Source organism: Nitrobacter sp. 62-13 (assembly GCF_001896955.1).
GTDB lineage: Bacteria > Pseudomonadota > Alphaproteobacteria > Rhizobiales > Xanthobacteraceae > Nitrobacter.
In genome coordinates this window covers 20443-36199 of record NZ_MKRN01000201.1, presented here as the reverse complement: position 1 = coordinate 36199, position 15757 = coordinate 20443, and the positions used below count along the sequence as shown (strand labels likewise).

General features: G+C 63.7%; 13 protein-coding genes (1 of these 13 cut by a window edge). 8 read left to right on the top strand and 5 right to left on the bottom strand.

The annotated features are described in order from the left end of the window. The gene (locus BGN91_RS15900; RefSeq protein ID WP_292614796.1) at window positions 1–936 is read right to left on the bottom strand and encodes a DMT family transporter; all 936 of its coding nucleotides are present in this window, start codon (window positions 934–936) and stop codon (window positions 1–3) included. Between the two features lie 97 nt (window positions 937–1033). Between BGN91_RS15900 and BGN91_RS15895 the strand changes: the two genes are divergently transcribed. Next, window positions 1034–1897: a LysR family transcriptional regulator gene (locus BGN91_RS15895; protein WP_292614822.1), complete on the top strand. Its 864-nt coding sequence runs from the start codon at window positions 1034–1036 to the stop codon at window positions 1895–1897. Here BGN91_RS15895 and pdeM read toward each other — a convergent pair whose 3' ends face one another. Together pdeM and BGN91_RS15885 are read right to left on the bottom strand one after the other, a co-directional pair. Next, complete coding sequence (pdeM, locus tag BGN91_RS15890) at window positions 1898–2638, bottom strand: ligase-associated DNA damage response endonuclease PdeM (protein ID WP_292614795.1); 741 nt, start codon at window positions 2636–2638, stop codon at window positions 1898–1900. It lies immediately after the preceding gene. A 63-nt stretch (window positions 2639–2701) separates the two neighbouring features. Beyond that, window positions 2702–5353 carry a ligase-associated DNA damage response DEXH box helicase gene (locus tag BGN91_RS15885; RefSeq protein ID WP_292614794.1) on the bottom strand — a complete coding sequence of 884 codons (2652 nt, stop codon included), beginning with the start codon at window positions 5351–5353 and terminating at the stop codon, window positions 2702–2704. 264 nt (window positions 5354–5617) lie between these two features. Here BGN91_RS15885 and BGN91_RS15880 point away from each other — a divergent pair, with 264 nt between their 5' ends. The 6 genes from BGN91_RS15880 (at window position 5618) to BGN91_RS15855 (ending at window position 13803) form a co-directional block, all read left to right on the top strand. Beyond that, the gene (locus BGN91_RS15880) at window positions 5618–7000 is read left to right on the top strand and encodes an outer membrane beta-barrel protein (protein ID WP_292614792.1); all 1383 of its coding nucleotides are present in this window, start codon (window positions 5618–5620) and stop codon (window positions 6998–7000) included. A 181-nt stretch (window positions 7001–7181) separates the two neighbouring features. Continuing rightward, on the top strand, window positions 7182–7721 hold the full coding sequence (locus BGN91_RS15875) for a GNAT family N-acetyltransferase (protein ID WP_292614790.1): 540 nt from the start codon (window positions 7182–7184) through the stop codon (window positions 7719–7721). 187 nt (window positions 7722–7908) lie between these two features. Continuing rightward, window positions 7909–8832, top strand: coding sequence for a zinc metalloprotease HtpX (gene htpX, locus BGN91_RS15870; protein ID WP_292614788.1), 924 nt, complete (start codon window positions 7909–7911; stop codon window positions 8830–8832). Window positions 8833–8988: 156 nt separating this feature from the next. Then, complete coding sequence (locus tag BGN91_RS15865) at window positions 8989–10074, top strand: OmpA family protein (protein ID WP_292614786.1); 1086 nt, start codon at window positions 8989–8991, stop codon at window positions 10072–10074. Between the two features lie 307 nt (window positions 10075–10381). Next, window positions 10382–13207: a PAS domain-containing protein gene (locus BGN91_RS15860; RefSeq protein WP_292614784.1), complete on the top strand. Its 2826-nt coding sequence runs from the start codon at window positions 10382–10384 to the stop codon at window positions 13205–13207. 179 nt (window positions 13208–13386) lie between these two features. Beyond that, window positions 13387–13803, top strand: coding sequence for a DUF1236 domain-containing protein (locus BGN91_RS15855; RefSeq protein WP_292614782.1), 417 nt, complete (start codon window positions 13387–13389; stop codon window positions 13801–13803). 73 nt (window positions 13804–13876) lie between these two features. Here BGN91_RS15855 and BGN91_RS15850 read toward each other — a convergent pair whose 3' ends face one another. After that, window positions 13877–14557, bottom strand: coding sequence for an MBL fold metallo-hydrolase (locus tag BGN91_RS15850; RefSeq protein WP_292614780.1), 681 nt, complete (start codon window positions 14555–14557; stop codon window positions 13877–13879). Window positions 14558–14658: 101 nt separating this feature from the next. Between BGN91_RS15850 and BGN91_RS15845 the strand changes: the two genes are divergently transcribed. Then, a complete protein-coding gene (locus BGN91_RS15845) occupies window positions 14659–15150 on the top strand; it encodes an MmcB family DNA repair protein (protein ID WP_292614820.1) in 492 nt (163 codons plus the stop codon). A gap of 195 nt (window positions 15151–15345) precedes the next feature. Here BGN91_RS15845 and BGN91_RS15840 read toward each other — a convergent pair whose 3' ends face one another. Next, window positions 15346–15757 carry the 3' portion of an ActR/PrrA/RegA family redox response regulator transcription factor gene (locus tag BGN91_RS15840; protein ID WP_292614778.1) on the bottom strand. 143 nt of this gene lie beyond the right edge of the window, so only the last 412 of its 555 coding nucleotides appear in the window; the start codon falls outside the window, past its right edge; it ends in the stop codon at window positions 15346–15348.

Below are 15757 nucleotides of genomic sequence, written 5' to 3'. Positions count from 1 at the left end.
CTAGCTCGCGGGCTGCGTTCGGGCGGCCGCGGGACGGGTGACGAGGTAAATGCCGAGCGCCACCGGAACGATCCCGAGCAGATCGCGGAGCGCGAGGTGCTCGCCGAGCACCAGCCAGGCGAACAATATGGCAAGCGGCGGCATCAGGAAGTGATAGGCACTTGCCGCGGTCGCGCCGCAGACCTTGAGCAGGTGAAACCACAGCACATAGGCGAGGATCGAGCCGCACAGCACGAGGTAGGCAAACGCCGCCAGCAGGCGCCAGCTCGGCGCGATATCGCCGACATCGGACAGCGCCGACGCGAACGGCAGCAACGCGACGCCGCCAGCCAGATTCTGGATGCCGTTGCCGAGCCACAGATCGCCTTTCGGCGCAAAGACCTTGAACAAGATGGTGCCGCCGACGATCGAGGCGAGCGATGCCAGCGTGAACATGATTCCGTGCAGGCTGTCGGTGCCGACCGAGATGCGATCCCAGACGATGAAGGCGACACCTGCGATGCCGAGCAAAAGGCCTGCGACCTTGCGCCAGGTCAGGCTCTCGCCGAGAAAGACAGCGGCCAGCACAGCGGTGACCACCGGATTGGCGCTGACGATCAGGCCGCCGAGACCGGCCGAGACGGTTTGCAGACCGGTGTAGCCAAGGCCGAGATACAGCGCATTGTTGGCGATGCCGAGCAACGCAAAGATCGCGACGTCGCGGCGGGAGAGCGACCAGCCCTCGCCCCGCAGCATGGCAATGCCGAAAATCAGGATGGCCGCCAGCAGAAATCGCGCGGTGAGCAGGATCAGCGGCGGACAATCGGTGACGCCGATCTTGCCGGCGACGAAGGCGAAGCTCCACAGCAGGCAGAACGCGGCGATGGCGAGCGGCAGCGTGTTGAAGGCGGAGCGTGGTGCGGCGGGCGAGGCAAGGGAGGGCGACATGAGGGACATCGGGAAGTCTCCTTTGCCTCCGATGTAGGCCCGGGCCTTGCCATTTGGAAATTAAATGATAAAATATTGATAAGTGGATTTTCGAATGGTTTACGCCATGCTGGATCTGGAGTTGCTGCGCAGTTTCGTGTCCGTGGTTGACGCCGGGGGCTTCACCCGCGCCGGCGAGCGCGTCCACCGCACCCAGTCGACCGTCAGCCAGCAGATCAAGCGGCTGGAGGACGACTTTGGCCGTCCCCTGCTCAATCGCATCGGCAAGAAGGTCGTGCCCACTGAGGATGGCGAGCGGCTTTTGGCCTATGCACGGCGTCTGCTGGCGCTGGCGGAGGAAACCCGCGACGTGCTGGCGCGACCGAAAGGCGACGGCGTGGTCCGGCTCGGCATCCCCGAGGATTTCGCCGCCTATCGCCTGACCGAATTGCTGGCGAGTTTCATGCGCTCGCGTCCCGGTTTGCGGCTCGACGTCCGCGCCGACCAGAGCATGTGTCTGCGCCGCGACCTCGAGCGCAGCGAACTCGATCTGGCGCTGCTCAAGCGACCCGCCGGCGAGAAGGGCGGCATCAGCGCATGGCCCGAGCGGGTCCACTGGGTGACCAGCAAGATCCATCCCGTCGATCCGGGAACGCAATCCGTTCCGCTGATCGGTTTTCCGCCCGGCTGCCTGTATCGGGCGGGCGCCATTCACGCCATCGAAAGCGCGGGCCGCACCTGGCACATGGCCTATACCAGTTCGAGCCTCGCGGGAATCCAGGCCGCGGTCGCCGCCGGCCTGGGCCTGGGCATTCTCTCCGAGATCGCGATTCAGCCCACGCATCGCGTCCTGAGCGCAAAAGACGGCTTTGCGCCGATCGCCAAAACCGAAGTGGCGCTGATGGCTACGCCGGAGGCGAGCCCGGCCACGCTGCGCATCGCCGATCTGCTGGCGAATTTCTGCGATTCGGTGCAGGCGAAGGCGGCGTGATCAACAGCAGCGCGATGCCGCGATCGCGTGCATCCGGCTGTCGCCGAGCACATGCGCGACGAAATCGGTCGAGAATATCCGGGCGAACGCCCTGTCGCGGATGCTGAGGCCGCCGGCATAGGCGCCGAACGCCGGCATAACGGTGCGTTCTCCGTCGCTTGCAAAACAGCGCCGCTCCATGGAACGGCCACGCGTCGAGACCCGCGCCTTTGGATGCAGGTGACCTGCGATTTCTCCGACCTCACCTGTCGGCTCATGGCGGAACACGATCCCGCCCAGCGCCACCTCGGTTGCGACCACGCCGCCGAGATCGCACGGCAGCGCCGGATCGTGGTTGCCGGAAATCCAGATCCAGTCGCGTCGCGCCTGCAGAGCCGAAAGCGCCTCGCGATCCGGCGCCGACAGCCGCTGATGGGCGTCAGGATCGTGAAAGCTGTCGCCGAGCGCGATCACGATGCACGGATCATAATGCGCGATGACGGTCGCAAGCCGCGCAAGCGTCGCCTGGGTGTCATAGGGCGGCAGCAGCACACCGCGGGTCGCGAAGCTCGAGCCCTTTTCCAGATGCAGGTCGGAGACGACAAGCAGACGCTCCTGTTCCCAGAACAACGCGCCTGAGAGATCGGCCACAAACGCGACGGCTGCGACCAGCAGGGGTGAGCCCGGACGGGCATCGTTGATGGCCAGCACGCTCAAGAGGTGATCCGAATCGGAAAGAGGCTCGTCGCTTTCATAGATCATGCGAACGATCTTCCGGAAAGAGCCGAGACCAAGGGAACCCGGCAAATATGGACCGCGACGGCATCACCGCTCCATCGCTTCCTTGACGAGATCCTCGGCCGCTTCCGCGAGCAACTCGTCCGACGCCTCGCCATAAACCGCCTCGCGGCCGATCTCCAGCATCACGGGAACCGCGAGCGGCGAAATATGGTCGAGCGGCTTGTGGGTGATGCGCCCCTTGATACGCGCCAGCATATCGCTCAGGCGGCGGATATCGAGCAGTCCGGTCGCGGCGTCCGCCCGCGCCGCGCGCAGCAGCACGTGATCCGGTTGATGCTTGCGCAGCACGTCGTAGACCAGATCGGTCGAGAACAGAACCTGACGCCGGCTTTTCTCCTCGCCGGTGAAGCGGCGCGCGATCAGCCCCGAGATGATGGCGCAACTGCGGAAGGTGCGCTTCATCAGCGCCGATTCCGCAAGCCATGCCTCGAGATCGTCGCCCAGCATATCCGGATCGAACAGCGCGTCGAGATCGAGCCGGCGTTGCCGGATCATGGTCGACGCATCACCGAGCATCCAGATCGCCAGCGCGTATTCATTGGCGACGAAGCCGAGGGGCCGCACACGCATGCGCTCCAGCCGCCGCGTCAACAGCATGCCGAGCGTCTGATGCGCGAGCCGTCCCTCGAACGGATAGCAGACCAGATAGTGCTTGTCGGCGCGCGGGAAGCTTTCGACGATCATCTCGCGCGCATGAGGGACGCGCGAGAATGACGCCTGCAGCGACAGCCATTCCCGCACCTGGTCCGGCAAGCCGTTCCAGGCGCGCTTGTCGTCCAGCAGATTGCGCACGCGTTCGGCGAGATAGGTCGAGAGCGGGAACTTGCCGCCCATGTAGGACGGCACCTTCGGACTGTCGTCATTGGCGCGCGAGACGTAGACCTGATCCTCAACCAGCGCCTCGTAGCGCACGATCTCGCCGCCAAATACGAAGGTGTCGCCGGCAACAAGTCCCTCGATGAAATATTCCTCGATCTCGCCCAGCATCCGCCCGCCGCGCGCGATCGCGCCGGTCGATCCCTTGCTCCCGTTTCGGCCGCCGTGCCGCGAGCGCACCAGCTTCACCTTCAGCATCGCTTCCTCGACGATGGTGCCGACGTTGAGGCGATAGCTCTGCCGCACGCGCGGATTGGCGACGCGCCAGCGGCCGTCCTTGTCCTGCCTGATGCGGGCGAAGCGCTCATAGGTCTTCAGCGCATAGCCGCCGGTGGCGACAAAATCGATCACGTCATCGAAATCGGCGCGCGCGAGATTCGCGTAGGGCGCCGCGGTGCGCACCTCGTCGAAGAGTTGATCGGCATGGAACGGCTCGCCGCAGGCGCAGCCGAGCACGTGCTGCGCCAGCACGTCGAGCGCGCCGGAGCGCAAGGGCGGCGTATCCTGCGCGTTCTCGTTCACCGCATCGATGGCGACGCGGCATTCGAGCACCTCAAACCGATTCGCCGGCACCAGCACCGCGCGCGAGGCCTCGTCGAGCCGGTGATTGGCGCGACCGATGCGCTGCATCAGCCGCGACGATCCTTTCGGCGCGCCGATGTTGATGACGAGATCGACGTCGCCCCAGTCGACGCCGAGATCGAGCGACGACGTGCAGACCACGCCGCGCAGGCGGCCCGCCGTCATCGCCTGCTCCACCTTGCGGCGCTGCGCGACGTCGAGCGAGCCGTGATGCAGCGCGATGGCGAGACCGTCGTCATTGATGCGCCAGAGATCCTGGAACAGCATCTCGGCCTGGCTGCGGGTATTGACGAACACCAGCGTCGTCCTGTTGCGCCTGATGAGATCGTAGACCTCTGCCAACGCGTGTCGCGCCGAGTGCCCCGCCCATGGCAGCCGTTCGCTTGTGTCGAGCATTTCGACGACCGGAGCCGCGGCGCCACCGGCCGTGACGATATCGGCGGCGGCAGTTCGGCTTTCGGGTTGCGGCACCAGAAATCGCGCCAGCGACTCCGGGTCGGCCACCGTGGCCGACAGACCGATCGCGCGCATCTGCGGCGCCAGCCGCCACAATCGCGCCAGCGCCAGCGACAGCAGATCGCCGCGTTTTGAGGTCACCAGCGCGTGCAGTTCGTCGAGCACCACGCGCCGCAACGACGAGAACAGGAACGGCGCATCGTCCGACGCCAGCAGCAGCGCCATCTGCTCCGGCGTCGTGAGCAGAATGTCCGGCGGATAGCGCCGCTGCCGCTGCCGCCGCGACACCGGCGTGTCGCCGGTGCGGGTCTCGACCTTGATCGGCAGTTCCATCTCCGCGATCGGAGCTTCGAGATTGCGGGCGATATCGACCGCCAGCGCCTTCAGCGGCGAGATGTAGAGCGTGTGAAGGCCTCTTCCCTCTCCCCGTTCGCGGGGAGAGGGTGGCGCGAAACGCGTCGGGTGAGGGGCGGCCTCGGATAGTGCTATCTGCCCCTCACCCGGTTTGCTCGCTTCCCTCGCAAACCGACCTCTCCCCGCAGGCGGGGAGAGGTGTTTCTCACTCAACTCCCCCAGCGTCGGCAAAAATCCCGCCAGCGTCTTGCCGGCGCCGGTCGGCGCGATCAGCAGCGTCGAACGGCCCTCGCGCGCCTTGCGCAACAATTCGAGTTGATGCGCGCGCGGCAACCACCCACGCATCGCAAACCAGCGCAGGAAACCGTCGGGCAGCGGAAGCCGCGCTTCGCGATCAGCGATGTCCACGCTCCGAGAGGTAGGCGGTCCTGCTTGTCCGGTCGAGGCCGGGAGCGGAGCGAATCAGCGCGTCGATCCGCGGAGCGGCTGCCTCGCATGGTCCCGAGGCCGCCAAGGCATTGAGCCGATGTCGGCGACCCACATGCCCGATCACTGATTTTTCGCCTTTTTTCAGCAAACAACCATCATTCCCGGCGACTGTGGCTACCGAAACACAGACAAGTTACCGGTCGAAGCGTACAGTTCCGCACACATTCGCAGATGGGGAACACAATGAAAAAAATTCTGCTCGGCGCTCTGCTCGCCAGCACCGCGATGAGCGCCCAGGCGGCCGATCTCGCGGTTAAGGCTCCTTATTACAAAGCGCCGGTAGTCGCCATTTACGACTGGACCGGTTTCTATGTCGGCGCGAACGTCGGTCTCGGGCTCGGCCGCAACCGGACGATTCACGACGCAGCAGGTCCTGCCTCCGACAATTCCACCTATCTCTCGCCGCAAGGCGCCATTGGCGGCGGTCAGATCGGCTATAACTGGCAGACCAATTCGTTCCTGGGACCGTTGGTGCTCGGCGTCGAGGCCGACATCCAGGGCGCCGATATGCGAGATGGTTATCCCAATCTTCCGATCAATCTCGGCGCTCAATATTCCCAGAAGCTGGACTGGTTTGGCACGGTTCGCGGTCGTGTCGGTCTCGCCACCGGTCCGGTCCTGACCTACATCACGGCTGGCTACGCCTATGGCAATGTCAATACCACCGTGACGGAAGGCGGGGTGGCGTCGTCAGTCGGCAGCGGCCGCGGCGGCTGGACCTGGGGCAGCGGTGTGGAGGCCGCCCTGGGCGGCAACTGGACCGGCAAGATTGAATATCTTTGGCTGGACCTCGGCAACAGGACCGATGCGCTGGCATTCGCCGGACAATCGCTTCGCAGCGAATACCGTGAAAACATCTTTCGCGTCGGTCTGAACTATCGCATCGGTGGCAACAGCAATTATACGCCTGTCGCAGCGGCAAACTGGACCGGGTTTTATCTCGGCGGCAATGTCGGCTCAGGAACGGCGCGCAATCGCAGTTCGATGGTCGGCAGCGGCGCAAACGAGCTATTCAATCTGACCCCGGACGGAATCATCGGCGGCGTGCAGGCCGGGTACAACTGGCAGGCCGGCAACTGGGTCTACGGCCTCGAAGCCGACATCCAGGGCTCGACCCAGCAGGATAACAAGACTTGTATCCTGGGATGCATTGCGGCTGAGTCCGCCGCCTATGACGCAACGCTGCCGTGGTTTGGCACCGTGCGTGGACGTCTTGGCTATTCGATTGGCTCGACGTTGTTCTACGGCACCGGCGGTCTTGCCTATGGCGACGTGAAGACAAGAATGACCGGAACTTTCCTAGGAACAACAAATGTTAATTCCCTAACCGAAACCCGCACCGGCTGGACAGTGGGCGCCGGCATCGAAACGCCTTTTACCTTCCTGGGGCTGTTCGGACCGAACTGGACTACCACAACCGAATATCTCTATGTCGATCTGGGATCGACGTCGGCTGCGGAATTGGTTGGCGGTCTGCCGGTGACCACCACGACCGAGGTCAAGGAGCACATCTTCCGCACCGGCCTGAACTATCACTTCAACACGCCGGTAACCGCGAGATACTGATCGCAGCGGGTCCGGGCTTTCAAAGTCCGGTGCAGGCTGTGTGAAAACTTGGGGAGTGGGCAAGAAGGCCGCATCGGATGACGATGCGGCCTTTTTTCATGGGTGGATTTCGACGTGTTGCCGCGGCAACGATCCGTGAAAGCAGTGACTCTTCTGCGGAAGCCGGCATAATCCTCGCGCCATGTCCGATCTCGTGATCCGAGCCGCCAATGAGGCCGACCTTCCAGCCGTCACCGAGATTTACGAGCACGCCGTCCGTTTCGGGACCGCGACTTTCGAGCTTGTCCCACCCGATCTCGCGGAAATGACGCGGCGTTTCGGCGCGCTGACGGATGACGGCTTTCCTTTTCTGGCCGCGGAACTGGCGGAAGCCGTGGTCGGCTATGCCTATGCCGGTCCCTACCGGTCAAGGCCGGCCTATCGCTTCACCGTGGAGGACTCGATCTATCTGGTCCCCGCCGCCCAGCGCCGCGGCATCGGGATACAGTTGCTGCGCCGCCTGATCGCCGAATGCGAGGCGCGCGGCTATCGCCAGATGATCGCGGTCATCGGCGATTCCGCCAATGCGGGATCGATCGGGGTGCACGCGCGCGCAGGCTTTGCGATGATCGGCACTCATCGCTCGGTCGGCCTCAAGTTCGGCCGCTGGCTCGACACCGTGATGATGCAACTCCCGCTTGGCGACGGCAGCACGACAATCCCCGACGGCACGGCGGGCTGACGACCGACACGGTTGGCGGACCGTCGCGCTTTGTTTCCCCACGCCGATCGGATTTCGGGCCCCGTTCCGGTTCGCAGGGGCTCCCGAAGACTTAACGCGACGGGCCGCCGCACTTGCGCGGCCTGATCCGCAATTCCCATGTTCTGAGGTGCCGTCCCCATTCCCCGGGGGCGATCCGAGGAGTTCGATGAACTATTTTCGCACTGCGATCCTGCTGGCAGGCCTCACCGGCCTGTTCATGGGTGTGGGCTATCTGATCGGCGGCGCCAGTGGCGCGATGATCGCGCTCGCTGTCGCGGCCGCAACCAATATCTTCGCCTACTGGAACTCCGACCGCATGGTGCTGTCGATGTACGGCGCCCACGAGGTCGACGCCGGCACGGCGCCCGACCTGCACCGGCTGGTGGCCGACCTCGCCGCGCGCGCCGGGCTGCCGATGCCGCGCGTATTCCTGATGGACAACCCGCAGCCCAATGCCTTCGCCACCGGCCGCAATCCGGAGAACGCTGCGGTGGCGGTGACCACCGGGCTCGTGCAATCCTTGCGCCGCGAGGAACTGGCTGGGGTGATTGCGCATGAACTCGCGCACATCAAGCATCATGACACGCTTCTGATGACGATCACCGCAACGATCGCCGGCGCGATCTCGATGCTGGCGCAGTTCGGCATGTTCTTCGGCGGCAATCGCGACAACAACGGACCCGGCATCCTCGGTTCGCTTGCGATGATGATCCTCGCGCCGCTCGCCGCCATGCTGGTGCAGATGGCGATCAGTCGAACCCGCGAATACGCGGCCGACGAGATGGGCGCGCGCATCTGCGGTCAGCCGATGTGGCTCGCCTCGGCGCTCGCGAAGATCGACAGCGCCGCTCATCAGGTGCCGAACATGGAGGCGGAACGCGCGCCCGCCACCGCGCACATGTTCATCATCAATCCGCTGTCGGGGCGCGGCATGGATAATCTCTTTGCCACTCATCCTTCGACCGAAAACCGCATCGCAGCGTTGCAGAAGCTCACCGGGCAATCCGGCTTTGCTCCGACCGCATCAGATGGCCGTTCCAGCAGCGCCTGGGGCGAGCAGTCGCCTCCACGACGTGGTCCCTGGGGCTAGCTACATCGCCAGGCAAACCACCTTGGTCGCGTGAGGATCGTCTCCGGTTCATGGCAGGCGAGCGAATCGGCTGCGGCCAATCGCCCGCGGTCCATCGCTTGCCCGCCAGTTCGGAATCGGTTTCGTGTGACGCTTTGGCATGGAGATTCCATAGAAATGCTCAAGCGGATTGCGATGCTGACTATTGCGATGGGTTTGTTCGGCGCGATGGCTGCTGCCAGTGCCGACGCCGTCATTCCCACCAGGGATATTGCCGGCGCCAGGGATAACGCGCTGCTGAAGCGTTACGACGGCTCGTTCGTCGTGAGCTATGAGCGTCTCGCCTTCACCGATTTCAAGGTGCCGCTGTCGAGTCTCGAAAAGGCGGACGACGATCAGCGCGATCGCATGAACAACCGGGTGTTCAAACCGAAAGAGGAAATCGAGGTCGAGGGGGCGCGCACGCGGATTGCCTACCTGATGCCGGCCGGGCGCTCGCCGCTTGAGGTGTTGCGCAACTATCAGGACGTTGTGAAAGAGGCCGGCGGTGAAGTCCTCTACACTTGCAAAAAGGACGAATGCGGCGGCGATCCCGAGCGCTCCAGCGACGGCGGCGGCGGTGAAATGAGCCTCATGATGTATTTCGTTTACGCGAGCCAGCTCAAGGATGCGGATTTTTCCAACGGCAAATGCGCGCTGGCGTCTCATATCGACGATCAGCGATTTTTCGCCGCGAAAATTCCGCAAGGCGGCGGAGACGCCTATGTCACGGTGCAGACGTTCCAGGTCAAGGACGACCTGTACTGCAAGGCGTTCAACGAACGGACCGTGGCGCTGGTGCATATCGTCGAGCCTAAGCCGCGCGAACAGAAGATGGTCGTGGTGAAGGCCGAGGAGATGGCGCGAAGCATCGGCACGACCGGCCGCGTCGCCCTTTATGGCATTTTCTTCGACACCGACAGAGCCGATCTCAAATCCGAGTCCGGTCCGACGCTGGCCGAGATCGCAGGCCTGCTCAAGGCCGACCCGAGGCTCGCTGTGCTGATCGTCGGTCACACCGACAATCAGGGGGCGTTCGACCACAATCTCGACCTGTCTCGCCGACGCGCCGAGGCGGTGGTGAAGGCACTGGCGGCGAATTACAGGATCGATCCCAGGCGCCTGCGCGCGGCCGGGGTCGGCATGATGGCGCCGGCGGCATCGAATGACGCCGACGACGGCCGAGCCAGGAATCGCCGGGTGGAAGTGGTCAAGCTGAACTGACGGGCTGCCTTTCGGCCCACGCGCGCCGCGACGTCAGCTCTGACCTCGTCCCGACACCGGCGGCAAATTGACGGGCCGCCGGTGGGGATTCTCTGTGTGCGGGTTCGGTCGGTAACGTTAACGAGCCGGCCCAGCCCCCCTGTCGCGGGCTTTCGCGCGTCGCCCCGACCATGTTTGCGCACCCTGGAAAAATAATTGGAACCAAAGAGCGGTATGAGGCGTTTCGTTCCGATGTGACCTTGGTATGCGGCGTACCTGGGGTTAACCCCTGCAGACCGGCCGGCCTACCCAACGACCTGTCCGTTCGATGCTGGAGAAGGCAAGTATCAATACCCAGGCTTTCCTCGCCGGCGGCGGGGAAATGGGAAGTTTGACGCGCCGGTTCAATTGGGCCGCAACGTCGCTCGGCGCGCCTGAAGCATGGCCCCAAAGCCTGCGCACAGCCGTCCGCATCATGCTCAACACCAACCACCCGATGTTCATCTGGTGGGGGCCGGATCTGATCCAGTTCTATAATGACGCCTACCGCCAAACCATGGGACCAGAGCGGCACCCCGGCGCGCTCGGCCAGAAGGGCAAAGAGTGCTGGGCTGAGATTTGGGACATCATCGGCCCTCAGATCGAGCACGTCATAGCCGGGCGCGGCGCGACCTGGCACGAGGACCAACTGGTTCCGGTGACGCGCCACGGCAAGCTCGAGCAAGTCTACTGGACCTACGGCTTCAGCCCGATCGACGACGATCAAGGGGTCGGCGGGGTGCTCGTGGTGTGTCGCGACGTCACGCGAGAGCATTTGGCCAAGCTCGCCTTGCAGGAGCGGGAGGTGGAGCTTGCGCGTGTGCAGACAATCGGCCGGATCGGCGGTCTCGAGGTCGATATGCGCACCGGTCATCGCAGTCGAAAGTCACCGGAATATCTGAAGATACACGGCCTTCCGCCGGAAGCCCTCCACGAAAGCCGCGAGGACTGGCTGCGCCGCGTCCATCCCGATGACCGCGCGGTCGCCGAAGGGCAGTTCATCGATACGGTGCGGGGCGGTGACCGCGAGTATGCGGTGCGCTACCGCATCATCCGGCCGAGCGACGGCGAGACACGCTGGATTTCCGCGCGGTCGGTGATCGAGCGCGACGCCGACGGCAAGGCTGTCCGGCTGTTCGGCGCGCACATCGACATCACCGATCAGGTCGAGGCGGAGCGCGCCATCCGCCAGCGCGAGGAGGAATTCCGCACGCTTGCGGAAGCGCTGCCGCATCACGTCTGGACCGCGACAACCGACGGCTCGTTCAACTGGTTCAATCCGCGCGTCTACGACTATGTCGGCGTGAAGCCGGGCGAACTCAGCAGCAGGGTCTGGAGCAATGTTGTCCACCCCGACGACGCATGTGTTGCGGCTGCGGCGTGGAAACGTGCGGTGAGCAGCGGCGAGCCCTACGAGATCGAATTCCGGCTGCGCAAGGCCGACGGCAGCTATCGTTGGTTTCTGGCACGCGCGGTGCCGGCCCGCGATGAAGACGGCCGCATCACCCGCTGGATCGGCACCAACACCGATGTCCACGATCAGAAGCGGATCGCCAGCAAGCTCGCAGAACTGAACGCGACGCTCGCCGAGCGAGTGGAGGAGAAAACCCGCGAGCGCGACCGGATCTGGAACGTGTCGCAGGACCTGCTACTGGTGACCGACCATGACGGCATCTGGCATTCCGTCAATCCCGCCTGGACCAGGACGCTCGGCTGGAGCGAGGCTGAATTGCTGGAACGCACCGCCGAATGGATCGAACACCCCGAAGATATCGTCAAGACCCGGGTCGAGATCCGCCGGCTTGCGCGGGGCAAGGCCACGGTGCGATTCGAAAACCGGCTCCGCGACAAGGCCGGCTCCTATCACTGGCTGTCCTGGACCGCGGTCCCCGACCAGGATCTGATCTACGCCGTTGCGCGCGACGTCACCGCGGAGAAAGCAGCGGCGGAACGGTTGAGAACGGCCGAGGAAGCGCTGCGTCAATCACAGAAAATGGAAGCGGTCGGCCAATTGACCGGCGGCATCGCCCACGACTTCAATAATCTGCTCACCGGGATCGTGGGCTCGCTGGATCTGATGCAGACGCGCCTCAATCAGGGACGCACCGATCGCGCCGGCCGCTACATCGAGGCCGCGATGGCTTCGGCCCACCGGGCCGCGGCTCTGACGCACCGGCTGCTGGCGTTCGCCCGCAGACAGCCCCTGGTGCCGAAGCCGGTCGATGCCAATCAACTCGTCCTCTCGCTGGCTGACTTGCTGCGCAGGACCATCGGCGAGGCCATCGATCTGGAGATCGCGCCGTCCGAACGGCTGTGGCAGACGCTATGCGATCCGAACCAGCTCGAAAGCGCGCTGCTCAACCTCGCCATCAACGCGCGGGACGCCATGCCCGGTGGCGGCAAACTCGCGATCACGACCGCCAACACGACCGTCCGCGCCGCCGACGCCGGCTCATCCGCCATGCAGCCGGGCGATTATATCTGCATCACCGTCGCCGACACCGGAACAGGGATGACGCCCGAAGTAGCGGCGCGCGCTTTCGATCCTTTTTTCACCACGAAGCCGATCGGTCAGGGAACCGGACTGGGCCTGTCGATGATCTACGGATTCGCCCGACAATCGAACGGCCACATCTCGCTCGACACCGCGCCGGGACAGGGCACATCGATCAGGCTTTACCTGCCGCGCCATGATGGCGCGCCAGAGACCGACCAGGTTTCGCACATCAGCAGGGACAGGATCGCGGCAACCGGCGAAACCGTGCTCGTTGTCGAGGATGAACCGGTCGTGCGCGCCGTCATCATCGAGATGCTCAACGATCAGGGCTATCTGACGCGCGAGGCGGCCGACGGAGCGGCGGGCTTGCGGATTCTGCAACTGGACAAGCCCGTCGATCTTCTGCTGACAGACATAGGGTTGCCGGGCATGAACGGCCGTCAGCTGGCGGATCAAGCGCGGGAGCTGCGACCGAATCTGAAAATCCTCTTCATGACGGGCTATGCCGAGAACGCCGCGAACGCCGACGGCTTTCTCCAGCCCGGCATGGACATGATCACCAAGCCGTTCGATCTCGGCCATCTATCGCAGCGCGTGCGCGACATCATCTCAAGCTGAGGCGCACCAACGCCATTGGCTTTGTCATGATGACGAGCCTGCAAACGCGGAAGATGGCGATACCATCGATACGATATTGTTCCATGGAACAGTGCGTTTTTGCACGCGGAGACCGGCGGAACGAATGCCCAAGCTCGGACTTTTCTCCTCCGCAATATTCATGATCGGAGGAAAACCTGATGGTCCGTCACGTTCTTGGAACTGCCGCAATCGCAATTGCGCTGAGTCTCCCCGTATCCGCCATCGCCCAAGGCGTACCCGGCGGGATGGAGCATGGCGCTCGCGAAGGCGAACGGGCTGCGGGGCCGGTCGGTGCGGTTGTTGGAGGCACGGTCGGCGCTGTCGTCGGAGGTGTGGCCGGCGTTCTCGGTGTCGACCAGCGTCCGCGTTTCCATCACTACGTGGTGGAACAGCACCATCCGTCGTTTCACTATCGCGAGCGAGTCGAGGTCGGAACCGTGCTGCCGGACGCTGGTGTAACATATTATGCAGTGCCGGCTGAGTATGGCGCGCACCAGTACCGCTATACGATCGTGAACGACAGGACCGTGCTGGTCGATCCTCGAAGCCACCGAGTCGTCGAGGTGATCGATTAAAACAACGCGCATCCTTGACATCAAAACAAGAGGCCGCCCCTCTGGCGGCCTCTTTGCATGCATGGGCGCTGCGTCACACGCAGCCGATCAGAAACGGGTTGCTCCTTCGCTCGTGGCCGATGCTCGATCCCGGGCCGTGTCCGCAGATGAAAGCGACGTCGTCGCTGAGCGGAAGCAGCTTCTCGGTAATGGATTTGATCAACGTGGCATGGTTGCCGCCGGGCAGGTCGGTGCGCCCGATCGAGCCGTTGAACAAGACGTCGCCGACGTGGGCGAAACCCATCTCTCTATTGAGAAAAACCACGCTGCCCGGCGAGTGGCCGGGACAATGAAGAATGTCGAATTCGAGTTCGCCAATCTTGACGCTGTTGCCCTCTTCGAGCCAGCGATCCGGCGCAAAGTTGCGCATCCCGGTCATGCCGTAATTGCGTCCGCTCTCGATCACCAGATCGAGCAGGAATTGGTCGGCGATATGCGGCCCCACGATCGGAACCTTCAGCGCGTCGCGCAATTCCGCTGCGCCGCCGACATGATCGATGTGACCATGCGTGAGCCAGATTTGTTTGACGCTCACGCCTGCTTTATCGATGGTGCGCCTGATGAGCGGAACGTCGCCGCCGGGATCGATGACCACGGCATCCCGGGTGGCTTCGCACCACAACAGCGTGCAATTCTGGCGGAACGGCGTCACCGGGATGATCGTAGCGCCGGCCTTTGTGCTGGTCTGGTTGTCGGTCCGCTTTTCCGGGGTCATGCGCGAGAAATTCCGATTTGTGACGTTGCCGGTTATATACTCCTGAAAGATCAAAAAACACCGGCGTGGCTGACCCGCGTTTTTGCTATGGTCTTGTCGCCATGGAATCGCGCGTCCCTCATATCGCCCTTGTGCCGCCGCCAGACCGCCGCCAGTCGGAGACCGCGCTGGCGATTGCGCGTGGAACGGGACGGTTCTTGCGATCGCTGGGATTTTCCTGCATCGGCGAATTGCCGCTCCCGTCCGGACGGCGCGCCGATCTTGTAGCTCTCAACGCAAGCGGCGAGATCTGGATCGTCGAAATCAAGTCATCGGTCGAGGATTTGCGCGCCGATCGAAAGTGGCAGGATTATCGCGCGCATTGCGACCGCCTGTTCTTCGCCTTTACGCGCGATCTGCCGTGCGGGATTTTTCCCGCAGACACCGGCCTCATCGTTGCCGACGCCTATGGCGCTCATTTGCATTGCGAAGCGCCGGAGCACCGCCTGGCGGCGCCGACGCGCAAGGCGATGATGCTCCGCTTCGCGTTGGCGGCGGCCCAGCGGCTCAATCGTCTCGTCGATCCGCAAGGCCATGCCGAAGGGGAGTTCTGACTTTTGTCTTTCCGGACGTCGCGACAGCGGCGATCCGGAATCCGGCAACATGGAGAAGCGACTGGATTTCCGGGTTCGCGAATCCTGTTCGCGCTCCGGAATGACGAGCTATTTTCCTATGCAGGCGCTTCCATCCGCGGGTCACGTCCGAAGACATGCTGCGCTCGAAAACGCTATAGGTCATCAGAGAGCAGATCAGCGCGGCGCACGTTTCGCCAAAATACGCTGCAGCGTGCGGCGATGCATGTTGAGCCGCCGGGCCGTCTCCGACACGTTGCGATTGCACATCTCATAAATGCGCTGGATGTGTTCCCAACGCACGCGATCGGCCGACATCGGGTTCTGCGGCAGCTCGGACTTCTCCGAGTTGCTGGCGAGCAGAGCCGCGACCACGTCGTCGGCGTCGGCGGGCTTGGACAGATAATCGACGGCGCCCATTTTCACCGCGGTCACTGCAGTTGCGATATTGCCATAACCGGTCAGCACGATCGCCCGAGCGTCGGGGCGCTCACGCTTCAGGGCCGACACCACGTCAAGACCGTTGCCGTCGCCCAAGCGCAAATCCACCACGGCAAAGGCCGGCGCGGATTTTCCGATATGCGCAAGG